At 70.8% G+C, this 22,871-nt stretch carries 19 protein-coding genes; 15 read left to right on the top strand and 4 right to left on the bottom strand.

Annotated features, from left to right (window positions below):
• Window positions 1-149 precede the first annotated feature (149 nt).
• From J8N05_RS33185 to J8N05_RS47635, 9 genes are all read left to right on the top strand, one after another.
• Complete coding sequence (locus J8N05_RS33185; protein ID WP_210889323.1) at window positions 150-833, top strand: response regulator; 684 nt, start codon at window positions 150-152, stop codon at window positions 831-833.
• Window positions 834-1,141: 308 nt separating this feature from the next.
• Window positions 1,142-3,889 carry a DNA translocase FtsK gene (locus tag J8N05_RS33180; protein WP_210889320.1) on the top strand — a complete coding sequence of 916 codons (2,748 nt, stop codon included), beginning with the start codon at window positions 1,142-1,144 and terminating at the stop codon, window positions 3,887-3,889.
• Between the two features lie 354 nt (window positions 3,890-4,243).
• Entirely contained in the window at window positions 4,244-5,101 is an 858-nt protein-coding gene (locus tag J8N05_RS33175; RefSeq protein WP_210889318.1) for a helix-turn-helix domain-containing protein, read from the top strand.
• A 128-nt stretch (window positions 5,102-5,229) separates the two neighbouring features.
• Window positions 5,230-6,711, top strand: coding sequence for a 30S ribosomal protein S12 methylthiotransferase RimO (gene rimO, locus J8N05_RS33170; protein ID WP_210889317.1), 1,482 nt, complete (start codon window positions 5,230-5,232; stop codon window positions 6,709-6,711).
• Window positions 6,708-7,538 carry a CDP-diacylglycerol--glycerol-3-phosphate 3-phosphatidyltransferase gene (pgsA, locus tag J8N05_RS33165; protein WP_210889315.1) on the top strand — a complete coding sequence of 277 codons (831 nt, stop codon included), beginning with the start codon at window positions 6,708-6,710 and terminating at the stop codon, window positions 7,536-7,538. The genes rimO and pgsA overlap by 4 nt, the downstream gene beginning before the upstream one ends.
• On the top strand, window positions 7,535-8,080 hold the full coding sequence (locus tag J8N05_RS33160) for a CinA family protein (protein WP_210889312.1): 546 nt from the start codon (window positions 7,535-7,537) through the stop codon (window positions 8,078-8,080). Before pgsA ends, J8N05_RS33160 begins: the two co-directional genes overlap by 4 nt.
• A gap of 109 nt (window positions 8,081-8,189) precedes the next feature.
• Window positions 8,190-8,564 (top strand): helix-turn-helix domain-containing protein, encoded by a 375-nt coding sequence (locus tag J8N05_RS33155; protein WP_210889310.1) that lies wholly within the window; start codon window positions 8,190-8,192, stop codon window positions 8,562-8,564.
• A 314-nt stretch (window positions 8,565-8,878) separates the two neighbouring features.
• The gene (locus J8N05_RS33150) at window positions 8,879-9,349 is read left to right on the top strand and encodes a Dps family protein (RefSeq protein WP_210889308.1); all 471 of its coding nucleotides are present in this window, start codon (window positions 8,879-8,881) and stop codon (window positions 9,347-9,349) included.
• Between the two features lie 146 nt (window positions 9,350-9,495).
• Window positions 9,496-9,780, top strand: a complete 285-nt coding sequence (locus J8N05_RS47635; RefSeq protein WP_247706803.1) for a hypothetical protein — start codon at window positions 9,496-9,498, stop codon at window positions 9,778-9,780.
• Window positions 9,781-9,848: 68 nt separating this feature from the next.
• Here J8N05_RS47635 and J8N05_RS33145 read toward each other — a convergent pair whose 3' ends face one another.
• The 3 genes from J8N05_RS33145 to J8N05_RS33135 form a co-directional block, all read right to left on the bottom strand.
• Complete coding sequence (locus tag J8N05_RS33145; RefSeq protein WP_210889306.1) at window positions 9,849-10,613, bottom strand: SDR family NAD(P)-dependent oxidoreductase; 765 nt, start codon at window positions 10,611-10,613, stop codon at window positions 9,849-9,851.
• Between the two features lie 31 nt (window positions 10,614-10,644).
• Window positions 10,645-11,493: an Fpg/Nei family DNA glycosylase gene (locus J8N05_RS33140; protein ID WP_210889305.1), complete on the bottom strand. Its 849-nt coding sequence runs from the start codon at window positions 11,491-11,493 to the stop codon at window positions 10,645-10,647.
• Between the two features lie 145 nt (window positions 11,494-11,638).
• Entirely contained in the window at window positions 11,639-16,606 is a 4,968-nt protein-coding gene (locus tag J8N05_RS33135; protein ID WP_210889303.1) for an ATP-dependent helicase, read from the bottom strand.
• A 317-nt stretch (window positions 16,607-16,923) separates the two neighbouring features.
• Between J8N05_RS33135 and J8N05_RS33130 the strand changes: the two genes are divergently transcribed.
• Genes J8N05_RS33130 through J8N05_RS33120 form a run of 3 tightly spaced genes read left to right on the top strand, consistent with a single transcriptional unit; the run spans window position 16,924 to window position 18,886 of the window.
• Entirely contained in the window at window positions 16,924-17,820 is an 897-nt protein-coding gene (locus tag J8N05_RS33130; RefSeq protein ID WP_210889301.1) for an AraC family transcriptional regulator, read from the top strand.
• On the top strand, window positions 17,817-18,581 hold the full coding sequence (locus tag J8N05_RS33125) for an AzlC family ABC transporter permease (protein WP_407699988.1): 765 nt from the start codon (window positions 17,817-17,819) through the stop codon (window positions 18,579-18,581). Before J8N05_RS33130 ends, J8N05_RS33125 begins: the two co-directional genes overlap by 4 nt.
• Complete coding sequence (locus tag J8N05_RS33120; RefSeq protein WP_210889297.1) at window positions 18,578-18,886, top strand: AzlD domain-containing protein; 309 nt, start codon at window positions 18,578-18,580, stop codon at window positions 18,884-18,886. Before J8N05_RS33125 ends, J8N05_RS33120 begins: the two co-directional genes overlap by 4 nt.
• Before the next feature lie 15 nt (window positions 18,887-18,901).
• Here the strand turns inward: J8N05_RS33120 and J8N05_RS33115 are convergent, their stop codons facing one another.
• Complete coding sequence (locus J8N05_RS33115; RefSeq protein WP_210889296.1) at window positions 18,902-19,846, bottom strand: hypothetical protein; 945 nt, start codon at window positions 19,844-19,846, stop codon at window positions 18,902-18,904.
• A gap of 80 nt (window positions 19,847-19,926) precedes the next feature.
• Here J8N05_RS33115 and J8N05_RS33110 point away from each other — a divergent pair, with 80 nt between their 5' ends.
• The 3 genes from J8N05_RS33110 (at window position 19,927) to recA (ending at window position 22,868) form a co-directional block, all read left to right on the top strand.
• Entirely contained in the window at window positions 19,927-20,121 is a 195-nt protein-coding gene (locus J8N05_RS33110; RefSeq protein ID WP_210889294.1) for a DUF3046 domain-containing protein, read from the top strand.
• 61 nt (window positions 20,122-20,182) lie between these two features.
• Window positions 20,183-21,469, top strand: coding sequence for an AI-2E family transporter (locus tag J8N05_RS33105; protein ID WP_210889292.1), 1,287 nt, complete (start codon window positions 20,183-20,185; stop codon window positions 21,467-21,469).
• Window positions 21,470-21,740: 271 nt separating this feature from the next.
• Window positions 21,741-22,868 carry a recombinase RecA gene (gene recA, locus J8N05_RS33100; protein WP_210889290.1) on the top strand — a complete coding sequence of 376 codons (1,128 nt, stop codon included), beginning with the start codon at window positions 21,741-21,743 and terminating at the stop codon, window positions 22,866-22,868.
• Window positions 22,869-22,871: the final 3 nt, after the last annotated feature.

Genomic DNA, 22,871 nt, shown 5'->3' with positions numbered 1-22,871 from the left:
GTTTCTGCTACGTGCACAGTGACATCGCGGTGACAGGGTGTGGCGACAGGCGGGGTGCGGCTACCATGACCGGCACAAGGACGGGCGGCGCTCAGAAGCCGTCCCCTGGGGCGGCGCCCGGTGCATTGCCGGGACGAGGAGGGCGGGCCATGGTGCAGAAGGCCAAGATCCTCCTGGTCGATGACCGGCCGGAGAATCTGCTGGCGCTGGAGGCCATCCTCTCTGCGCTCGATCAGACACTGGTACGGGCATCTTCCGGGGAGGAAGCGCTCAAAGCGCTGCTCACGGACGACTTCGCGGTCATTCTGCTGGATGTCCAGATGCCGGGCATGGACGGTTTCGAGACCGCCGCGCACATCAAGAGGCGGGAACGGACCCGGGACATCCCGATCATCTTCCTCACCGCGATCAACCACGGGCCGCACCACACGTTCCGCGGGTACGCGGCGGGTGCGGTGGACTACATCTCCAAGCCGTTCGATCCGTGGGTGCTGCGCGCGAAGGTCTCGGTGTTCGTCGAGCTCTACATGAAGAACTGCCAACTCCGTGAGCAGGCGGCGCTGCTGCGTCTGCAGCTGGAGGGCGGCGGCAAGTCGGTGCTCGGTGACAGCAAGGAGCCGGCGGGACTGCTCGCCGAACTCTCCGCGCGGCTGGCGGCCGTCGAGGAACAGGCCGAGGCCCTGTCCAAACAGCTGGACGACGATTCGGCGGACGCGGCGGCCGTGGCCACCGCGGCCCATCTCGAACGGAAACTGACGGGGCTGCGTCGCGCGCTGGACGCGCTGGAGCCGGGCACGGGGAGCGGGGCGGCTTCGCTGCCGTCCCAGAACTGAGTCCTTCTCCGGGACGAGTCCCGGCCCCGGAGCCGGGTCCCGGCGGACTCGGCCGTCGGCGGTGAGGCGCCCGCCTGTTCGGCGGTGGCGGCCCAGACCCCTTGCGAGGCTTGCGGGTTGCCGTCGGCCCGATGCCCGCCCCGATCGGCCCTCGCGTGCCGTACGGCTGCCGATGGGACGAACGGCGTTCTGCGCGGCCGGGGTTGCTGCCGAGGCGGCGTCAGCTCGGCGCAGGGAACGGGCGACACGAACGGGTGAAGCAGTAGGCACACGTGTCCGCAGTGGTCTCCACCGGTAACCTCACACCCATGGCCTCACGTCAGCCCGCAGCCAAGAAGTCGCCCGCGAAGAAGGCGGCCGCTCCGACGAAGGCTGTGGCGAAGAGGGCCCCCGCGAAAAAGGCGCCCGCGAAGAAGGCCGCAGCCCGCAAAGCCGCGCCCCCGAAGCCGGCGCCCAGCCCCACAGGGGGCGTTTACCGGCTCGTACGCGCCCTGTGGCTCGGGGTCGCGCACGCCGTCGGCGCCGTGTTCCGCGGCATAGGGCGCGGCGCCAAGGGACTCGACCCGGCGCACCGCAAGGACGGTCTCGCGCTCCTGCTGCTCGGCCTCACGCTGATCACCGCGGCGGGGACCTGGTCCAACCTCCGCGGCCCGGTGGGCGACCTCGTCGAGATGCTGGTGACCGGCGCCTTCGGCCGCCTCGACCTGCTCGTGCCGATACTGCTGGCGGTCGTCGCCGCCCGGCTCATCCGGCACCCCGAGAAGCCCGAGGCCAACGGACGCATCGTCATCGGTCTGTCCGCGCTCGCCATCGGTGTGCTCGGCCAGGTCCACATCGCCTGCGGGGCGCCCGCGCGCAGCGACGGCATGCAGGCGATAAGGGACGCGGGCGGGCTCATCGGCTGGGGCGCGTCGACTCCGCTGACGTACACGATGGGGGACGTGCTGGCGGTGCCGCTCCTGGTGCTGCTCACGGTCTTCGGGCTGCTGGTGGTCACCGCGACCCCGGTCAACGCGATTCCGCACCGGCTGCGGCTGCTCGGGGTCCGGCTGGGCGTCCTGCAGCCGCGGGCGAGCGACGACCCGTTCGCCGAGGACGACGACGAGCGCTACGACGAGCAGTGGCGTGAGGTGCTGCCCGAGAGCCCCCGGAGGCGCCGTACGGCGCCCGAGGCGTACGACCCGGACGACGCCGAGCAGGAGGCCCTCTCGGAGCGCCGGAGCCGCCGCAGGCGGCCCGCCGTGCAGCAGCCCGCGCTGGACCGGCCCATGGACGCCGTCGACGTGGCCGCTGCCGCCGCCGCGGCGCTCGACGGCGCGGTGATGCACGGGATGCCGCCCTCGCCGCTGGTGGCCGACCTCACGCAGGGCGTCGGCACCGACCGGGGCGAGTACGAGGACTCGGGCACCGGCGAGGAGGCCGGCCGGCGCGAGGAGCCCACTCCGGTGCCCGCCGCGCGCGCCAAGAGCGGCAAGCCCAAGCAGGAGATGCTGAAGGCGGAGGTCGCCGACCTCACCAAGCCCGCCCCCGACACGTCCCGGGATCTCCCCGCACGGGCCGAGCAGCTCCAGCTCCGCGGCGACATCACGTACTCCCTGCCGTCGCTCGACCTCCTGGAGCGCGGCGGCCCCGGCAAGACCCGCAGCGCCGCCAACGACGCGGTGGTCGCCTCCCTCCAGAACGTCTTCAAAGAGTTCAAGGTCGACGCCTCCGTCACCGGCTTCACCCGCGGTCCGACGGTCACCCGGTACGAGGTCGAGCTGGGCCCCGCCGTGAAGGTCGAGCGGATCACGGCGCTCGCCAAGAACATCGCGTACGCCGTCGCCAGCCCCGACGTGCGGATCATCAGCCCGATCCCCGGCAAGTCGGCGGTCGGCATCGAGATCCCGAACTCCGACCGCGAGATGGTCAATCTGGGCGACGTCCTGCGGCTCGCGGACGCCGCCGAGGACGACCATCCGATGCTCGTCGCGCTCGGCAAGAACGTCGAGGGCGGCTACGAGATGGCCAACCTCGCGAAGATGCCGCACGTCCTGGTGGCCGGAGCGACCGGCTCCGGAAAGTCCTCGTGCATCAACTGCCTGATCACCTCGATCATGGTGCGGGCGACCCCCGAGGACGTGCGCATGGTCCTGGTCGACCCCAAGCGCGTCGAGCTGACCGCCTACGAGGGCATCCCGCACCTGATCACCCCCATCATCACCAACCCGAAGCGGGCCGCCGAGGCGCTGCAGTGGGTCGTACGGGAGATGGATCTTCGGTACGACGACCTGGCGGCCTTCGGGTACCGGCACATCGACGACTTCAACGCCGCCATAAGGAAGGGCAAGGTCAAACTGCCCGAGGGCAGCGAGCGGGAGCTGTCCCCGTACCCGTACCTGCTGGTGATCGTCGACGAGCTCGCGGATCTGATGATGGTCGCGCCGCGCGACGTCGAGGACTCCATCGTGCGCATCACGCAGCTCGCGCGCGCGGCCGGCATCCACCTCGTGCTCGCCACCCAGCGGCCCTCCGTCGACGTCGTCACCGGTCTGATCAAGGCGAACGTGCCGTCCCGGCTCGCGTTCGCCACCTCCTCGCTCGCGGACAGCCGCGTCATCCTCGACCAGCCCGGCGCCGAGAAGCTGATCGGCAAGGGCGACGGGCTCTTCCTGCCGATGGGGGCCAACAAGCCCACCCGTATGCAGGGCGCCTTCGTCACCGAGGACGAGGTCGCCGCCGTCGTGCAGCACTGCAAGGACCAGATGGCGCCCGTCTTCAGGGACGACGTCACCGTGGGCACCAAGCAGAAGAAGGAGATCGACGAGGACATCGGCGACGACCTGGACCTGCTGTGCCAGGCCGCCGAGCTGGTCGTCTCCACGCAGTTCGGGTCGACCTCGATGCTCCAGCGCAAGCTGCGCGTCGGCTTCGCCAAAGCCGGTCGGCTGATGGACCTCATGGAGTCCCGCAACATCGTCGGACCCAGTGAGGGATCCAAGGCTCGTGACGTTCTTGTGAAGGCTGACGAGCTGGACGGAGTGCTTGCGGTGATCCGGGGGCAGGCGGAGTCCTAGGGAGACAGGACGGGCCGCTTTCCCGGCGAGAGCGGACCGGCCTTCCGGAGAGCGGGCCGTTTCCCTCCACGCGAGTGGACCGCTTCCCTCGGTGCGGTGGGTCGGACCGCCCGGGTGACCCCGTCGGGGCCGCCGGGGTGATCCGAACGTGACTCACCCGTAAGGAAACGGTGAGCAACCGTTTCCCTTCGTCGCACGTCAAGTTGAGGGAGGGGACAGAGCCATGTCCCAGCATCAGGATGACCGGCCATTCTGATGGCGTACAAAGTCCTACCGCCCGGTTGCCCCACCCTTTCGCACCCCCCCTAGACTGAACCCCCAGCACAGGTGGCTTTACGCTCGAAAGGCGCCCCCGTGTCCATCGGCAACTCCCCTGACGAACACTCCTCTGACGACAACTCCCCCCAGGACGAGCGCCCCTCCGTAGAGGACGATCAGCCTTCGGTCGGCCACGCCCTGCGGCAGGCGCGCATCGCGGCGGGGCTGACCGTCGACGACGTCAGTAACGCCACCCGGGTCCGTATCGCCATCGTGCACGCGATCGAGCAGGACGACTTCGGCCCCTGTGGCGGCGACGTCTACGCGCGCGGGCACATCAAGACGCTCGCCCGCGCCGTCGATCTCGACCCGGCCGCACTGCTCAAGCGCTACGACGCGGACCACGGCGGGCGGCCCGCGCCGACCCCGGCCGCACCCATGTTCGAGGCGGAGCGGATCCGTCCCGAGCGCCGGGGCCCCAACTGGACCGCGGCCATGGTCGCCGCGATCGTCGCCGTGATCGGCTTCGTCGGATTCACGATGTTCAGCGGCGACGACGAGGACGGCAAGACGACGCAGGTCGCCGAAGGGTCGACGCCCACCGCCAGCAAGCCCGCCAAGACCAAGCCGACGCCGACCAAGCCGGAGACCCCGAAGACCGACCCGTCCGACGCCATCGCGGCCGCTCCGCAGGACAAGGTCACCGTCCAGGTCAGCGCCCCCGACGGCCGCAGCTGGATCTCGGCCAAGGACCACAACGGACGGCTGCTCTTCGACGGCCTCCTGGAGCAGGGCGACTCCAAGACCTTCCAGGACAAGGAGAAGGTCGACCTCGTCCTCGGCGACGCGGGCGCCATCCAGCTGTACGTGAACGGCAAGAAGATCGACGACGAGTTCCAGCCCGGCCAGGTGGAGCGCCTGACGTACACGAAGGGCGACCCCGAGGTCGGCTGAACCGGACGTGCCGACAGGCACGTGTTCGCACATCCGCCCGGCCTCTCGGGCAGGCGGGAACGGGGTTGGCCAGGATCGGCCAACCCCGTCGACGTGGGCTGTCACTGGGACGAAGTAGTCTTGAGCCCATGCCTGAACGCCGTACCGTCGCACTCGTCACCCTTGGCTGCGCCCGTAACGAGGTGGACTCGGAGGAGCTCGCAGGCCGCTTGGAGGCGGACGGCTGGCACCTCGTGGAGGACGCCGAGAACGCGGACGTCGCCGTCGTCAACACCTGTGGCTTCGTCGAAGCCGCCAAGAAGGACTCCGTCGACGCCCTCCTGGAAGCCAATGACCTCAAGGGGCACGGCAGAACCCAGGCGGTCGTCGCCGTCGGCTGCATGGCCGAGCGGTACGGCAAGGAACTGGCCGAGGCCCTGCCCGAGGCCGACGGCGTACTCGGCTTCGACGACTACGCCGACATCTCCGACCGGCTCCAGACCATCCTGAACGGCGGGATCCACGCCGCCCACACCCCGCGCGACCGGCGCAAGCTGCTGCCGATCAGCCCCGCCGAGCGCCAGGACGCCGGAGCGGAGGTCGCCCTTCCGGGACACGGGCCCGCCGACCTCCCCGAAGGACTCGCCCCCGAATCGGGCCCCCGCGCGCCCCTGCGCCGGCGGCTCGACGGCTCACCGGTGGCCTCCGTGAAGCTCGCCTCCGGCTGCGACCGGCGCTGCTCCTTCTGCGCCATCCCGTCCTTCCGCGGCTCCTTCATCTCGCGCCGCCCCAGCGATGTCCTGGGCGAGACGCGCTGGCTCGCCGAGCAGGGCGTGAAGGAGGTCATGCTGGTCTCCGAGAACAACACGTCGTACGGCAAGGACCTGGGCGACATCCGCCTCCTGGAGACACTGCTGCCCGAACTGGCCGGGGTCGAGGGCATCGAGCGGGTGCGGGTCAGCTACCTGCAGCCCGCCGAGATGCGCCCCGGGCTCATCGACGTACTGACCTCCACGCCGAACGTCGCCCCCTACTTCGACCTGTCCTTCCAGCACTCCGCCCCCGGGGTGCTGCGCGCGATGCGGCGCTTCGGGAACACCGAGCAGTTCCTGGGGCTCCTCGACACGATCCGCTCCAAGGCCCCGCAGGCCGGCGTGCGGTCGAACTTCATCGTGGGCTTCCCCGGCGAGACCGCGGACGACCTGGCGGAGCTGGAGCGCTTCCTGACCGCCGCGCGCCTGGACGCCATCGGTGTCTTCGGCTACTCCGACGAGGACGGCACCGAGGCCGCCACGTACGAGAACAAGCTGGACGAGGACGTCGTCGCCGAGCGCCTCGCGCGCGTGTCCCGGCTCGCCGAGGAGCTCGTCTCCCAGCGGGCGGAGGAGCGCGTCGGCGAGACCCTCCAGGTGCTGGTCGAGTCCCTCGGATCGGCCGCGGAGGGCGAGCCGGCGTACGGGCGCGCCGCGCACCAGGCGCCCGAGACCGACGGCCAGGTGGTGTTCACGAGCGGCGAAGGACTGACCGTCGGCCGTATGGTCGAGGCGAAGGTGGTCGGTACGGAAGGTGTCGACCTGGTGGCCGAGCCGCTCCCGGGCTCGCTCGTGTGTACTGAGGAGGCGGCCAGATGACCGGAGTCCCGGCACCTGCGGCGGGCGGCTCAGGTGCGCCCGGTACACGCGGTGCCGCCGGTGCTCCCGAGGCCCCTGGGGCGGGAGTCTCCGGTACGGGAACCACCGGTTCGGGAGTCTCCGGTACGAGCGCTTCCGGTACGGGCGTAACCAGCACGGGTGTGTCCGGTGCGGGCGTATCGGGTGGCCAGGGGCCGAAGACGCCCCGCGGCGGCAAGCTGATCGACGCGGCCGTCAACCAGGCCAGCGTGTGGAACGTCGCCAATCTGCTCACCATGCTCCGGCTCGTCCTCGTGCCGGGCTTCGTGGCGCTGATGCTCGCCGACGGCGGATACGACCCCGTGTGGCGGGCCTGGGCCTGGGCGGCCTTCGCCGTCGCCATGATCACGGACGTCTTCGACGGACATCTCGCGCGGACGTACAACCTCGTCACCGACTTCGGGAAGATCGCCGACCCGATCGCCGACAAAGCGATCATGGGGGCGGCGCTGATCTGTCTCTCCTACCTCGGCGATCTGCCGTGGTGGGTGACGGCGGTGATCCTCGGGCGGGAGCTCGGGATCACCCTGCTGCGCTTCTGGGTGATCCGCTACGGCGTGATCCCGGCCAGCCGCGGCGGCAAGCTGAAGACCCTGACCCAGGGCATCGCCGTCGGGATGTACGTCCTGGCGCTGACGGGGCCACTGGCGACCCTGAGGTTCTGGGTGATGGCCGGGGCGGTCGCCCTGACCGTCGTCACCGGCGCCGACTATGTGAGACAGGCCATTGTGCTGCGGCGCGAGGGAAGGGCCGAGCGGAAGGCCGCCGCCGGGGAGGCGGAAGCGTGACCTCCACGGCCGCCGAAGTGCTGCGACTACTGACGGTGAGGGGCGAGACCCTTGCCGTCGCCGAGTCGCTGACCGGCGGTCTGGTGGCCGCGGAACTCGCCGCGGTGCCCGGGGCCTCCAAGGCCTTCCGCGGCTCGGTGACCGCGTACGCCACCGACCTCAAGCGCGACGTACTGGGAGTCGACGCCACTCTGCTGGATCAGCGCGGAGCGGTGGATCCGCAGGTCGCGGCCCAGATGGCGGTCGGCGCCCGCAAGGTGCTCGGCGCGGACTGGGGAATATCGACCACCGGGGTCGCGGGTCCGGAGCCCCAGGACGGGCAGCCGGTCGGCACGGTTTTCATCGCCGTGGACGGGCCGTCCGAAGCGACGCATGAACGCGCTCTTGGCGGGAAAGTGTCCGCGCTGCGGTTGAACGGCTCCCGGACGGAAATCCGTATGGAGAGTGTACGGAGCGTGCTCGCCCTGCTTCTGGAGCGGCTTGTGAGCGAACACCCTGGGAATGATCGGGCACAGGATACGGAACAGAACGGGGGGTTTTGATGTTTGCAGCCCTGAGTGAACACGACATCGCTCCCCGCACGGCCGCGGCGCAAGGCGGTACGGTGGGGCGAGAAGGATGCGGCTACGCGGACCGAGGAGGGAGCCACCGATGATTCTGCTCCGTCGCCTGCTTGGTGACGTGCTGCGTCGGCAGCGCCAGCGCCAGGGCCGTACTCTGCGCGAAGTCTCCTCGTCCGCCCGAGTTTCACTCGGCTATCTCTCCGAGGTGGAGCGGGGGCAGAAAGAGGCTTCCTCCGAACTGCTCTCCGCGATCTGCGACGCGCTGGACGTACGGATGTCCGAACTCATGCGGGAAGTGAGCGACGAACTCGCTCTGGCCGAGCTGGCCCGTTCGGCAGCAGCCACCGAGCCCGTACCCACACCGGTACGCCCGAGGCTCAACTCCGTCTCGGTGAGCAGTGTGCCGCCGGAACGGGTGACCATCAAGGCGCCTGCGGAGGCGGTCGACGTCGTCGCCGCGTAACGCTCGTCGGCTCACGCCCGTGAGCTGAATCGGCTCACATCCGTGAGGTGAATCAGCCCACGTCCGTGAGCTGAGAAGAGCGCCGTTCGCAGCGCCGACAGCGGCACTGAGAAGAACTGTGCGAGAGCCCCGGCCGGGGCTTCTCCGGGGAGATCCGGAGGAGTGCGGCCGGGGCTCTCGCGTTGCGTCAAGGGTGCGACCTCGGTGCGACCTCCCGCGCGAGTGAAGTTTGTCGCGTTTGCCGGTATCGGCTGGGGCGGCGATGGTGGAGGGCGGGCGCAAGGCCCGGGGGTGCTGCTGACCGGAGGATGCCGATGTACGTCGTGAAGAGCCCGCTGTCCGATGCCGATCTGAAGACCGTCTCCGAGGCGCTGCAGGGCGCTCTGGTCGACCTGGTGGATCTGTCGCTCGTGGCGAAACAGGTCCACTGGAACGTGGTCGGCCCGCGCTTCCGGTCCGTCCACCTCCAGCTCGACGAGGTCGTCGACACCGCCCGGCTGCACTCCGACACCGTGGCGGAGCGCGCATCCACGCTCGGTGTCTCGCCGGACGGACGTGCCGCGACCGTCGCGCAGAGCAGCGGGATCGGGCCCGTGAAGGACGGATGGGTCAAGGACACCGACGCGGTGGCCGCCCTCGTGGACGCCCTCGGAGCCGTGATCGGACGGATGCGGCAACGGGTGGAGGCGACGGGGGAGGCGGACCCGGTGAGCCAGGACATCTTCATCCAGATCACCGCGGACCTTGAGAAGCACCACTGGATGTTCCAGGCGGAGAACGGGTAGCGGCGGGGCTGCTTGTGCTCGGGGCGTGCCGCGGTGGGGCGGGAGCCCTTGGTGCGCCGGTGCGCTCCTGTTGTGCCGGTGCGCCCTGTCGAGAGGGAAACGCGGCGGTCTAGCGTCGGGCTGGAGGCGGTGCCATGGCTGGGCGGATGAAACGGACGGGGCGGATCGGGCGAATAGGCAGGTGGGGGTTTGCCCTGGGCGCCGGAGGGCTGTGGTGGTGGGCGGTGATACGGCTCGCCTTCGCCGCCGACGCCGGTGTGCTGGAGGGGGCGGTCGCGGCCGGCGGGTGGGGGCTGAGCCTGCTTCCGGTGCACTGTGTGCCCAAGGGACGGGCCGCGGGGGCGGCGGGGTCCGATCGGTGGATGCGGCGGGCTTCCGGGGCTTGGCGGAGGTGGCGTGGGCCGTTGGTGGGGTCGGGTGAGCCTTATTGAGGTGCCCGGTGTGGGCCTTCCGGATCTGTGGTGCTCGTCGGGATGGGGGTGCGGGTCGTCGTTCGGTTTCACCAAGGCATCGCCACACCCCCATTGGGGCGGAGGATCTGGCCCGTCGTGAACGCCGAGGCGTCGGAGGCGAGGTGCAGGACCGCGTGGGCGATGTCCTCGGGCTCGCCGACCCGGCCCAGCGGCGACATCCGTGACATCAACGCCTCCGTCCGTGCCTGGGCCTCGCCGTCGTGGCGGTCGGTCATGGGCGTACGGATCCAACCCGGCGCGACCGCGTTGACCCGGATGCCGTGCGGGCCCATCTCGGTCGCCAGGGTCTTCGTCAGCTGCACGACGGCCGCCTTCGCGGCTCCGTAGCAGAGCAGTCCCGGCCCGCCGGTGTCCACGGCCCCCGACGCCATCGTGATGATGCTGCCGGATGTCCTGGAGTCCAGCATCGAACGGGCCGCCGTCTGGCAGGCGTACAGGACGCCCTTGAAATTGACCGCCAGGACCCGGTCGAGATCCTCGTCGCGGGTCTCCAGGACCGGGCTGCTGTGCATGATCCCCGCGACGGCGGCCATGACGTCCAGGCGCGCGCAGGTCGCGACCGCCTCGTCGAGCCGGGCGCGGTCGGTGACATCGAGGGGGTGGGTACGGGCCGTACCGCCCGCGTCCTTGATCAGGGCCGCCGTCTCGTCCAGACCCTGGACGTCCAGGTCCGCGCAGTGGACGGTCGCGCCCGCCCGAGCGAGCAGCACGGCGCAGGCGCGGCCGATGCCGCTCGCCGCGCCGGTGACGAAAGCGGTGCGTCCGGTGAGGTCGTACGCCGTGACGGGCATGCTGGGACCGTACGAGCGATCTGACGGGTCGTCAATTGGTCTTGCGGGATGCCGATGTCCCACTGGGCCGTTGGGACGTGCCGGGCCGTGGGGACGGGCCCGGCTGGCAGGACGGGCACCAGTACGTGGGGCGCTCGCGGGAGCCGTCGCCCTGGTTCGCCACGCGGATCCGGGTGCCGCAGCGCAGACAGGGGCGGCCCGCGCGGCCGTAGACGAACAGGGTCTGGTCGCTGCGGCCGGTGGTGACGCGGGTGGGGCGCTCGCGGTTGAACTCCAGGAGCTTCTTGGAGACCGCCGGCAGGTGGGCGGCGTACTCGGTCGGGAGCGCGCCGACGGGCAGCCAGGGGGTGACGCGGAGCAGGAAGCAGATCTCGCTCTTGAAGACGTTGCCGATTCCGGCGAGATTGCGCTGGTCAAGGAGGGCTTCGCCGAGCGCGCGGTCAGGGTCGCCGAGGAGGTTCGCCAAGGCCTTGTCGGGGTCCCAGTCGGGGCCCAGGAGGTCGGGGCCGAGATGGCCTACCGCGCGGTCCTCGTCGGCGGTGTGGAGCAGTTCCAGGACGGGGAGCCGGTAGCCGACGGCCGTCCGTTCCTCGGTGCCGAGGATCGCGCGGATCTGGTGGGCGGGGCCGCCGCGCCAGCGCTCGCCCGGGGCGTAGATCTTCCAGGAACCGTCCATGCGCAGGTGCGAGTGGAGGGTGAGGCCGCCCTCGACGCGGGTGAGCAGGTGCTTCCCGCGCGGGACGACGCTCAGGACCGTGCGCCCGGTGAGGTCGGTCAGGGCGTACTTGGGGACCCGGAGGTCGGAAACGGTCAGCACGTGGCCCGCGAGGGCGTTGTGCAGGCGCCGGGTGGCCTGCCAGACGGTGTCTCCTTCGGGCATGGGATCCAGGGTGGCATGGGGCGGGTGGGGGTGTCGTGCGGGTGGGGAGGGGGTGGTGGGTGGTGGGTGGTGGTCTGGGGGTGGGGCGGCCGGGGGACGGGTATGGGTGGGGTGTCCGGTCGTTGGGGGTGGGGGGTGGGGGCTTCTAAGCGCGTAGGCGTAGGCCGCGTGGGGTCGCGTGGAAACCGGCCCCTTCCAGGAGGGTGCCGAACTCGGACGTCAGCGCGGAGGCGCCGTTGACCCGCTCCACGGTGACCGTGCCGAGGGCACCCCCGCCGGCGGACGCGGCGAGCGCCTCGGCGGCCGTGCGCAGCCGGGCGTCGTGCAGGGTCGCCTCGTCCGGGGCCGCGGGCCAGGCCAGGAGAGTCTTGCCGCCTCGCTCCATGTAGAGGGTCAGCTCGCCGTCCACCAGCACGACCAGGGAGCCCGCCTTGCGGCCGGGCTTGTGGCCGGCGCCGGTCGGGGGCTCGGGCCAGGGGAGGGCCGCGCCGTAGGCGTTCGCGGGGTCGGCGGCGGCCAGCACGATGGCGCGGTTCGTGCTGCTCGCACGGGTACGGGACGAGGGGCCTCCGGGGAACGCCTGCGGGGCCGAACGGGGGGAGTCGGCGTACGGGGACGCGTAACCTCGCGCGGAACCGGATGCCGAGGACCCGGTTGCCGAGGACCCTGGGCGGGAGCCGGAGGGGCGTGTGGAACCGCCGTTCAAGGAGTACGGGTCGTGGTCCGCGCTCACGTCCGTGGACAGGAAGTCCAGGTTGCCGTCGAAAGGGTCCGGGTGCCCTGCGGAGCCGTCGAAGGGGTTCGGGGTGGGCGCGCCGTAGTGATTCAGCGCCGGAGCACCCGGGAAAGCGGGCTCCGGCGGCGACTCGCCCCGCTCGCGGGCCGTGGCCGCCGCACGCAGCCGGTCCACCGCGCCGTCCATCGCGAACTGCGCGGCCCCCAGCCCTTCCACCACATAGCCCCGGCGCGCCTGGCCGCTCTCCTCGAAGACGGACAGGACGCGGTAGACGGCGGAGAAGCCGCCCTCCACTCCCTCCGCGGCGACCGCGCCCCGCGTGACCACACCGTGCCGGTCGAGCAGGGTGCGGGCCAGGGCGTGGGCGCGCACGGTGGCGTCGGGCTCCGGGTCGGGCAGCAGCGACCAGCGGCCCGCCACGGTCGGCGGGCCCGTGCGCGAGGTGGGACGCGCGGCGGCCGTCAGGCTTCCGTACCTCCCCCGGGGCACCGTGCGCTTCGCGCGGTGCGCGGTGGAGCCCGCGGTGCGGCCCGAGCCCAGCAGGGAGCGCATCGGGCCGAGCGTGTCGTTCGTCAGGCGGCCCGACCACGCCAGGTCCCAGACGGCGTCCGCCAGCTGGGGGTCGGTGGCCCCCGGATGCGTGGCTGCCCGGACCTGGTCGGTGATCTGGCGGAAGAAGAGGCCGTAGCCGCCGGAGAGGGCGTCCAGGACCGACTGGTGGAGCGCTGTCAGCTCCAGAGGGTGCGGGGCCGGGAGGAGGAGTGGTGCCGCGTCCGACAGGTACAGGGAGACCCAGCCGTCCTTGCCCGGCAGGGCGCCGGCGCCGGCCCAGACCACCTCTCCCGCGGCCGTCAGTTCGTCGAGCATCGCGGGGGCGTAGTGCGAGACGCGCGACGGCAGGACCAGCTTCTCCAGGGCGGACGCCGGTACCGACGCGCCCTGCAACTGCTCCACCGCGCGGACGAGCCCGTCGAGGCCGCGCAGACCGTGCCCGCTGCCCAGGTGCTGCCACTGCGGCAGGAACTGAGCCAACGCGGAGGGCGGCACCGGCTCCAGCTCATGGCGCAGTGCGGCGAGCGAACGGCGCCGCAGCCTGCGCAGCACCGCCGCGTCACACCACTCCTGGCCGATCCCCGCCGGATGGAACTCGCCCTGTACGACCCGGCCGCTTCCCGCGAGCCGCTGCAGGACGCCCTCGGTGACCGCCGCACCGAGACCGAAGCGTGCCGCCGCGGCCGTCGAGGTGAACGGGCCGTGCGTGCGCGCGTACCGGGCGAGGAGATCGCCCAGCGGGTCCTTTACCGGTTCCGTGAAGGCTTCCGGGACGCCGACGGGCAGCGCGGTGCCGAGGGCGTCGCGCAGCCGGCCCGCGTCCTCGATCGCCGCCCAGTGGTCCGCCCCGGCGATCCTGACCTGGATGACACGGCGGGCCGCGGCCAGCTCACGGGCCCACTGCGGATCCGCTCCGCGCTCGGACAGCTCGGCCCCGGTCATCGGGCCGAGCATCCGCAGCCGGTCCGCGACGCCCTCGACGTCCTTGATCCGGCGGTCCTCCGTCAGCCACTGCAGCTCGCGCTCCAGCTCGGTCAGGACATCCGCGTCCAGGAGCTCGCGCAGCTCCGCCTGGCCGAGCAGCTCGGCCAGCAGACGTGAGTCCAGCGACAGGGCCGCGGCGCGCCGCTCGGCCAGGGGCGAGTCGCCCTCGTACAGGAACTGGGCGACGTAACCGAACAGCAGGGAGCGGGCGAACGGGGACGGCTCCGGGGTCGTGACCTCGACGAGCCTGACCTTGCGCGACTCCAGGTCGCCCATCAGCTCGACGAGGCCCGGTACGTCGAAGACGTCCTGGAGGCATTCGCGGACCGCTTCCAGGACGATCGGGAAGGAACCGAACTCACTGGCCACCTGGAGCAGTTGGGCGGCGCGCTGGCGCTGCTGCCACAGGGGTGTGCGCTTGCCCGGGCTGCGGCGCGGCAGCAGCAGGGCGCGGGCCGCGCACTCACGGAAGCGGGAGGCGAACAGGGCCGAGCCGCCGACCTGGTCCGTGACGATCTGGTTGACCTCGCCCTTGTCGAACGCGATGTCCGCCGCGCCCACGGGGGCCTGCTCGGCGTCGTACTCCGTGCCCAGCTTCACGGGCTCCTGGTCCAGCAGGTCCAGGCTCATCAGATCGGCGTCCGGGAGGCGCAGCACGATCCCGTCGTCGGCGTGCATGACCTGGGCGTCCATGCCGTACCGCTCGGAGAGACGGGCACCGAGCGCAAGCGCCCAGGGGGCGTGGACCTGCGCGCCGAAGGGGGAGTGCACGACGATCCGCCAGTCGCCCAGCTCGTCGCGGAACCGCTCGACCACGATGGTGCGGTCGTCCGGGATGTGGCCGCAGGCCTCCCGCTGTTCGGCCAGGTAGGACAGGACGTTCTCCGCGGCCCAGGTGTCCAGGCCCGCGGCGAGGAGCCGCGGCCGGGCGTCGTCCTTGGGCATCGAGCCGACCTCGCGGAGGAACGCGCCGAGCGCGCGGCCCAGTTCCAGCGGGCGTCCGAGCTGGTCTCCCTTCCAGAACGGCAGCCTGCCCGGTACGCCCGGCGCGGGGGAGACCAGGACGCGGTCGCGGGTGATGTCCTCGATGCGCCAGGAGCTGGTGCCCAGGGTGAAGACGTCGCCGACCCGGGACTCGTAGACCATCTCCTCGTCCAGCTCGCCGACCCTGCCGCCGCCCTTCTTCGGGTCGGAGCCGGCGAGGAACACTCCGAAGAGGCCGCGGTCCGGGATCGTGCCTCCGGAGGTGACGGCCAGGCGCTGGGCGCCGGGGCGGCCCGTGACCGTGCCGGCGACCCGGTCCCACACGACGCGGGGGCGCAGTTCCGCGAAGGCGTCCGACGGGTAGCGGCCCGCGAGCATGTCCAGGACCGCCGTGAACGCCGACTCGGGGAGCGAGGCGAACGGTGCCGCCCTGCGGACCGTGGCGAGGATGTCGTCGTACTGCCAGCTGTCGAGCGCCGTCATCGCGACGATCTGCTGGGCCAGTACGTCCAGGGGGTTCGCCGGGACGCGCAGGGACTCGATGGAGCCGGTGCGCATGCGTTCGGTGACCACCGCGGCCTGTACGAGGTCGCCTCGGTACTTGGGGAAGACCACGCCTGTGGAGACTGCCCCTACCTGGTGGCCCGCGCGCCCTACGCGTTGGAGACCCGATGCCACCGAGGGCGGGGACTCCACCTGGATGACCAGGTCCACCGCTCCCATGTCGATGCCCAGCTCAAGGCTGGAGGTGGCCACCACCGCGGGGAGGCGGCCTGCCTTCAGGTCCTCCTCGACCAGGGCGCGCTGTTCCTTGGAGACCGAGCCGTGGTGGGCTCGGGCGATGACCTGGGGGGCGCCCTGGGTGGCGCCTGAGCCGCCCATGAGTTCGGCGGGGGAGTGGTGCTCCTCCAGGGGTTCGCCCGTCGCCCGCTCGTACGCGATCTCGTTGAGCCTGTTGCAGAGGCGCTCCGCCAGGCGGCGGGAGTTGGCGAAGACGATCGTCGAGCGGTGGGACTGGACCAGGTCGGCGATCTTTTCTTCTACGTGCGGCCAGATGGAGGGTTTCTCGGCGCCTTCGTTGGCGTCGGCCACCGGGGAGCCGCCCAGCTCGCCCAGGTCCTCTACGGGCACGACCACGGAGAGGTCGAATTCCTTGCCCGAGGGGGGCTGGACGATCTCCACCTTGCGGTGGGGGGAGAGGTAGCGGGCTACCTCGTCCACCGGGCGGACCGTCGCGGAGAGGCCGATGCGGCGGGCCGGTTTCGGCAGCAGTTCGTCGAGGCGCTCCAGGGTCAGGGCCAGGTGGGCGCCGCGCTTGGTGCCCGCGACCGCGTGCACCTCGTCCAGGATCACCGTCTCGATGCCCGTGAGCGCCTCGCGCGTGGCCGATGTGAGCATCAGGAACAGTGACTCGGGGGTCGTGATGAGGATGTCCGGGGGGCGGGTGGCCAGTGTGCGGCGCTCCGCGGGTGGGGTGTCGCCGGAGCGGATGCCGACTTTCACCTCGGGCTCGGGGTGGCCCAGGCGGACGGCTTCCTGGCGGATGCCGGTCAGGGGGCTGCGGAGGTTTCGTTCCACGTCCACCGCCAGGGCTTTGAGCGGAGAGACGTAGAGGACTCGGCAGCGCTTTTTGGGGTCGGCGGGGGGTGGGGTCGAGGCCAGCTGGTCCAGTGCGGCTAGGAATGCGGCCAGGGTCTTGCCGGAGCCGGTCGGGGCGACCACCAGCACGTCCGAGCCCTCGCCGATGGCCTTCCAGGCGCCGGCCTGGGCGTCGGTGGGCGCGGAGAAGGCCCCCGTGAACCAGGCGCGGGTCGCGGGGGAGAAGCCGTCCAGGGCTCGGTGTGCGTGGCTGACCATGCGTCCATCCTGCACCCGGGCACTGACAATGGTGCTGACCTGCGGGGGGGGGGGAGAGAGAGAGGAGGAGGGGGCGGGGCCGGTCCGGGGTATCCGTCCTCGGTCTGGCGCGAGGCTGTTTGCTTTTTGAGTGCTCCCGTTGTGCGCCAGCCGCTGCGGGCGGATACCCCCGGACCGGCCCCTTCGGTCGTCCGGCGGCCGCGGCCGAGAGTGGTCAGACAGAGAGTGGTCAGACAGAGAGTGGTCAAGCAGAGAGTTGAGCGGCTGGAGGGCTGGGGGCAGGTGGGGGCTGTGTGGTGTGGTGGGAGAATTGCTGTGTGGTGGGTGTGGGGCTGGAGCGGGCTCGGCACTGGCAGTTTGCGGAGCTGCCCGGTGTCGATCTGCTGCGTGCTCGGTATGTCCGCAAGACCTTTGTGCGGCATACGCATGAGAACTTCGTCATCGCCGCCATCTCGGACGGGGTGGAGGTCTTCCATCACGGTGGGGCCGATCAGTACGCCGGGGCCGGGGCTCTCGCGCTGGTCAATCCCGATACCCCGCACACGGGGCGTGCCGGTGTTCCCGAGGGGTGGCGGTACGGGGCGGTCTATCCGTCGCCCGGGCTGGTGGCGGAGATTGCCGCCGAGACCACCGTTCTTCGTGGTGCGCCTGGCTTTATGAGCCCTGTCGTCGATGATCCGTACACCGTGGGGCTGGTGCATCAGGTGTTGCGTGCCGCCGACGAGGGCAATGCGCTGGCCGCCGACACGTTGTTGCGGGTGGCCGTGACCCGGCTGCTGAGGATCAACGGGGGGACTCTGCCGCAGCGGGATCCGCGGACCGCGGGGGCCCGGGTGGCGGCACGCGCGCGTGCGGTTCTCGAAGAGCGGATCGTGCGGCCGCCCACGCTGGAACGGCTCGCCGGGGATCTGGGGACCAGCAGCTTTGCCTTGCTGCGGGCCTTTCGGGACGCCTACGGCATGCCGCCTCATACGTGGCTCACCGATGTCCGTGTGCGGCGCGCGCGGCGGTTGCTGGACGCGGGGGTCCTGCCCGCCGAGGTGGCGCTGACCGTGGGCTTCACCGATCAGTCGCACCTCAGTCGGCATTTCACCCGGATCGTGGGTGTGCCGCCCGGGGCCTACCAGCGCGAGCGCAAGAACGTACAAGATTCGTGGTCCGACACCGGTCTACGGTCCCCGGCGTGGCAGAAGAAACAGTTTCCGCGGACATAGCAGGCAGAAGAGATGGAAGAGGTCTACGGGCGGGTGTGCCCAGTGGTGGCGGTGGGAAGGCCGATGCCGCCGTTGTGCGGGATGCTCTTGGGGTTGGGGTGGCCGTCGGGCTTTCCGGGTTTGCCTTTGGGGTGACCTCCGCGGGGAGTGGGCTCACCGTCCTGCAGACCTGTGCTCTCAGTCTTCTGGTGTTCACCGGTGCCTCGCAGTTCGCCCTTGTGGGGGCGCTGGCGGGTGGCGGGAATCCGTTCGCCGCCGCGGCGGGCGCGTTCTTTCTCGGGGTGCGCAACGCTTTCTACGGACTTCGGTTGTCGCAGTTGTTGGCTCTCCCGCGCGCGGTGCGGCCGTTCGCCGCTCAGTGGGTCATCGACGAGACCACGGCTGTGGCTCTCGCGCAGCCCACGCGGCGCAGCGTGCGGATCGGGTTCACCGTCACCGGACTGTCCCTCTATGTGTTGTGGAACCTGACCACACTGCTTGGCGCGCTGGGTGCCGAGGCCATCGGTGATACCGATGCTTGGGGGCTCGACGCGGCCGGGCCGGCCGTTTTCCTGGCGTTGCTCGCGCCGATGGTCAGGACGGCCCTGGAGCGGGTCGTCGCGGGGCTTGCGGTCGTTCTGGGGCTCGGGTTGCTGCCCGTACTGCCCGGTGGCGTTCCCGTGCTGGTGGCTGCGCTGGCCGCCCCGGTCGCCCTCTGGGTCGATGGCCGCCGCAGGGTGCGTACGGAGGCCGGGCGTGATGTGGCGGAGGAGAAGCGTTGAACGTCTGGATCGCCATCGGTGTGACCGCCGTCGGTTGTTATGCGGTGAAACTCATCGGGCTGATGATTCCCGCGGGCGCTCTGGAGCGGCCCCTCGTCCAGCGGCTGGCCGCTCTGCTGCCCGTCGCCCTGCTGGCCGCCCTGACCGCTCAGCAGACCTTCGCCGACGGTCGTCTGCTGGTGCTGGACGCGAGGGCCGCGGGGCTTGCCGCGGCCGCCGTGGCGCTGTTGCTGCGTGCTCCCTTCCTGTTGGTCGTCGCTGCGGCTGTGCTGGTCACGGCAGGGGTGCGGGTCATGACTGGTTGAGGGGCCGAGGGGGCGTCAGGTGATTGGCAGGCCGTGTGCCCTCAGGGTGCGCAGTGCCTCGATCGTGACCATGGGGCGGGCCTCCAGGGCCGTCCCCGGGGCCCATTGGCGCCAGCGGATCGGCCAGCCGCCGTCCTCCTGCTGCTGTGCTCTCAGGAAGCCCAGGGAGCGGGTCATCTCCTCGTCGGTGAACCACGCGCGCGCGAGTGAGCCCGGCGTCTTCGCGTAGTCGTGCGGCAGGTGGTGTTCCCCCGGCGCGTAACCGGGTGCCACGGGGAACGCGTCGAGGTGGTCCGGATCCAGCACCGCGAGTCGTTGTTCGCGCACCAGGCGGCCGAGCCGGTCGGCGGCCGCCTCCGCGCGCGGCCGGTCGGGGGCGGAGTCCAGGAAGGCCACGGCTGCCTCGATCTCGTACGGATGTGTCTTCTCCAGGGACTCCACCGCCTGCCAGCAGAAGTCGGTGGCCCGGAACAGCCAGGCGTGCCACACCTCGTTGCGGTGCAGCAGGCCCACCACGGGGCCGGTGGCGAGCAGTTCGCTGGGCGGGTCGTCCACGATCGGGACGAAGGGGGCCGCCGGATAGGCCCGCTGGCTGGGACGGATCGCCGGAAGCGCCCCGTCCTGCGTCGACACGGAGGTCAGATAACGGCACACGCGTTCCACCCGCTGGCCGCCGCAGCGCCCGATCGAGTCCAGGACGCGCAGCGCGTGCCCGACGTGCAGGGGCTGGCTGACCGGGCCGCGCAGATCGGGTTCCAGCGCGTGGCCGTACCCGTCGTCCTCGTTGCGGTAGGCGGACAGCGCGGTCTCGACCGCGTCCGCTCCACCGCCCAGGAAGTGGTACGCGAAACGCCGCTGCTCCAGTACGCGCGCAGTGAGCCAGACGAAATGCTCGGCGCGGGCGACGGGGGTGTGCGCCGGGGGCGTCGGGGGGAGTGGGGATGCTCCTGTTTCGGCCATGGGTCAGACCGTAGGACGGAAAGCGTTCTCGGCGAGCGGTCCCGGCTCGGGCCCACCCTCAGGGGCGGGATAATGGATTCATGCGGTTGACGGTCTTCTGGGAGCGGATGTCGGAGCACTTCGGTACGGAGTACGCCGACACCTTCGCGCGCGATCATGTGATGTCGGAACTCGGCGGACGTACGGTGCGGCAGGCGCTGGACGCGGGCTGGGAGGCGAAGGACGTGTGGCGCGCGGTGTGTACGGCGGTGAACGTTCCCCACGAATCGCGCTGAGCGCTCACGAAGATCCGGGGGAGTGGGGTCGATCGCCTGTGACGTGGGCGAGACTTGGCCCGTGGCATCGACAGACGAGACCGCCCAGGTCGGACAGCACGCATCACCGCTCGGCACGACACCTCCCAGGCCCCCGGCCGGAGGTGCGGCCGAGGGGGGCGCCCGCATGCCGCGCTGGTTGCCGCGGGCCATGGTGCTCGCCCTTGCCCTCATCGCCTGTTTCCAACTGGGCAGTTGGGCCTTTCACCAGCTGACCGGGCTGCTGATCAACATCCTGATCGCGTTCTTCCTGGCCCTCGCCATAGAGCCCGCGGTGAGCTGGATGTCCTCATTCGGCATGCGCAGAGGGCTGGCCACCGGCCTCGTGTTCCTCATCACGATGATCGTGAGCGCGGGCTTCGTCACGCTGCTCGGCTCGATGCTCGCCGGGCAGATCATCGACATCGTCGAGGACTTCCCGAAGTACGTCGAATCGGTGATCAGCTGGATCAACACCACCTTCCACACCGAGCTGAGCCGCGTCGACATCCAGGACAGCCTGCTGCGCTCCGACTGGCTCCGGAAGTACGTGCAGAACAGCGCCACCGGCGTCCTGGACGTGTCCGCGCAGGTGCTGGGCGGCCTCTTCCAGCTCCTGACGATCACCCTGTTCGCGTTCTACTTCGCCGCCGACGGCCCGCGGCTGCGGCGCGCGCTGTGCTCGGTGCTGCCTCCGTCCCGGCAGGCGGAGGTCCTGCGTGCGTGGGAGATCGCCGTCAACAAGACCGGCGGGTATCTCTACTCGCGCGGCCTGATGGCGCTCGTCTCCGGCCTGGCGCACTACGTCCTGCTGGAGTTCCTCGGCGTGGACTACGCGCCCGTGCTCGCCGTCTGGGTGGGACTGGTCTCGCAGTTCATCCCCACCATCGGCACGTATCTCGCGGGCGCCCTGCCGATGCTGATCGCCTTCACGGTCAACCCCTGGTACGCGCTGTGGGTGCTGGTCTTCGTCGTGGTCTACCAGCAGTTCGAGAACTATGTGCTGCAGCCCAAGCTGACCGCGAGGACCGTGGACATCCACCCTGCGGTCGCCTTCGGGTCGGTCATCGCGGGCACCGCCCTGCTCGGAGCCGTCGGCGCACTGATCGCCATCCCCGCGGTCGCCACCCTCCAGGCCTTCCTGGGTGCGTACGTGAAGCGGTACGCCGTCACGGACGACCCGCGGGTGCACGGGCGCCGGGAACGGGGCTCAGGAACCCTCCTGAAGCGTGTACGGCAGCTGCTGCGCGGAGGTTCCCAGGGGGCGCCGCCGGGTGAGGGCGACGGGCCGCTGCCGGGTGAGGGTGACGGGCCCCGCGCTTCATCCTGAGGTCGTTGCGGGCTGCCCGCGAGGCCCCGGAACGGTCCGGCGGCACGGGCGCGACACACCCTCACCCTGGTGCCTGATGCGCTTGACATCAAAATCGAACATCCATTCTTATGGAGGCTCTGGCGAAGCCCGGAACGGGATGCGGGCGGGGATTTCATGCGGAAGTGCCCGAGTTATCCACAGGCTGGACGGGCGTCGGGGCGGATTGTCAGTGGCAGGCGTTAGCGTCTTTGACGTGAAGCGATCGACACAAGCAAATCGGGTGGAACCCATGGCAGGAACCGACCGCGAGAAGGCGCTCGACGCCGCGCTCGCACAAATTGAACGGCAATTCGGCAAGGGCGCGGTGATGCGCCTCGGCGAGCGGCCGAACGAGCCCGTCGAGGTCATCCCCACCGGCTCGACGGCCCTCGACGTCGCACTCGGCGTCGGCGGCCTGCCGCGTGGCCGAGTGGTGGAGGTGTACGGACCGGAGTCCTCCGGCAAGACGACCCTGACGCTGCACGCCGTGGCGAACGCGCAGAAGGCCGGCGGCCAGGTGGCCTTCGTGGACGCGGAGCACGCCCTCGACCCCGAGTACGCGAAAAAGCTCGGCGTCGACATCGAGAACCTGATCCTGTCGCAGCCGGACAACGGCGAGCAGGCTCTGGAGATCGTGGACATGCTGATCCGCTCCGGCGCGCTCGACCTCATCGTCATCGACTCCGTCGCGGCCCTCGTGCCGCGCGCGGAGATCGAGGGCGAGATGGGCGACTCGCACGTGGGTCTGCAGGCCCGTCTGATGAGCCAGGCACTGCGGAAGATCACCAGCGCGCTCAACCAGTCGAAGACCACCGCGATCTTCATCAACCAGCTCCGCGAGAAGATCGGCGTGATGTTCGGCTCGCCGGAGACCACGACCGGTGGCCGGGCGCTGAAGTTCTACGCCTCGGTGCGCCTCGACATCCGTCGTATCGAGACCCTGAAGGACGGCACCGACGCGGTCGGCAACCGCACCCGCGTCAAGGTCGTCAAGAACAAGGTCGCACCGCCCTTCAAGCAGGCCGAGTTCGACATCCTCTACGGACAGGGCATCAGCCGCGAGGGCGGCCTGATCGACATGGGCGTGGAGAACGGCTTCGTCCGCAAGGCCGGCGCCTGGTACACGTACGAGGGCGACCAGCTCGGCCAGGGCAAGGAGAACGCGCGCAACTTCCTGAAGGACAACCCCGACCTCGCCAACGAGATCGAGAAGAAGATCCTGGAGAAGCTGGGCGTCGGTGTGAAGGCGGAGAAGGACAAGCCCGCTGCCGAGCCGGGCGCGGACGCGGCGGCGGTCGCGGCAGGAGAGGGCGCGAAGACTGTTCCCGCTCCCGCGGCCAAGACCGTCAAGCCCAAGGCCGCGGCGGCCAAGAGCTAGTCC

This window comes from Streptomyces liliiviolaceus (genome assembly GCF_018070025.1).
Lineage (GTDB): Bacteria > Actinomycetota > Actinomycetes > Streptomycetales > Streptomycetaceae > Streptomyces > Streptomyces liliiviolaceus.
Note: the sequence above shows the minus strand (reverse complement) of the source record. Positions and strands in the feature narration are given on the sequence as shown.

Coding starts and splice junctions, on each gene's coding strand:
- J8N05_RS33135 (WP_210889303.1), bottom strand. CDS start 16,606: ATGGTCAGCCACGCACACCGAGCCCTGGACGGCTTCTCCCCCGCGACC.
- J8N05_RS33110 (WP_210889294.1), top strand. CDS start 19,927: ATGCGGTTGACGGTCTTCTGGGAGCGGATGTCGGAGCACTTCGGTACG.
- J8N05_RS33150 (WP_210889308.1), top strand. CDS start 8,879: ATGTACGTCGTGAAGAGCCCGCTGTCCGATGCCGATCTGAAGACCGTC.
- pgsA (WP_210889315.1), top strand. CDS start 6,708: ATGACCGGAGTCCCGGCACCTGCGGCGGGCGGCTCAGGTGCGCCCGGT.
- J8N05_RS33155 (WP_210889310.1), top strand. CDS start 8,190: ATGATTCTGCTCCGTCGCCTGCTTGGTGACGTGCTGCGTCGGCAGCGC.
- J8N05_RS47635 (WP_247706803.1), top strand. CDS start 9,496: ATGAAACGGACGGGGCGGATCGGGCGAATAGGCAGGTGGGGGTTTGCC.
- J8N05_RS33115 (WP_210889296.1), bottom strand. CDS start 19,846: ATGGCCGAAACAGGAGCATCCCCACTCCCCCCGACGCCCCCGGCGCAC.
- rimO (WP_210889317.1), top strand. CDS start 5,230: ATGCCTGAACGCCGTACCGTCGCACTCGTCACCCTTGGCTGCGCCCGT.
- J8N05_RS33145 (WP_210889306.1), bottom strand. CDS start 10,613: ATGCCCGTCACGGCGTACGACCTCACCGGACGCACCGCTTTCGTCACC.
- J8N05_RS33185 (WP_210889323.1), top strand. CDS start 150: ATGGTGCAGAAGGCCAAGATCCTCCTGGTCGATGACCGGCCGGAGAAT.
- recA (WP_210889290.1), top strand. CDS start 21,741: ATGGCAGGAACCGACCGCGAGAAGGCGCTCGACGCCGCGCTCGCACAA.
- J8N05_RS33180 (WP_210889320.1), top strand. CDS start 1,142: ATGGCCTCACGTCAGCCCGCAGCCAAGAAGTCGCCCGCGAAGAAGGCG.
- J8N05_RS33140 (WP_210889305.1), bottom strand. CDS start 11,493: ATGCCCGAAGGAGACACCGTCTGGCAGGCCACCCGGCGCCTGCACAAC.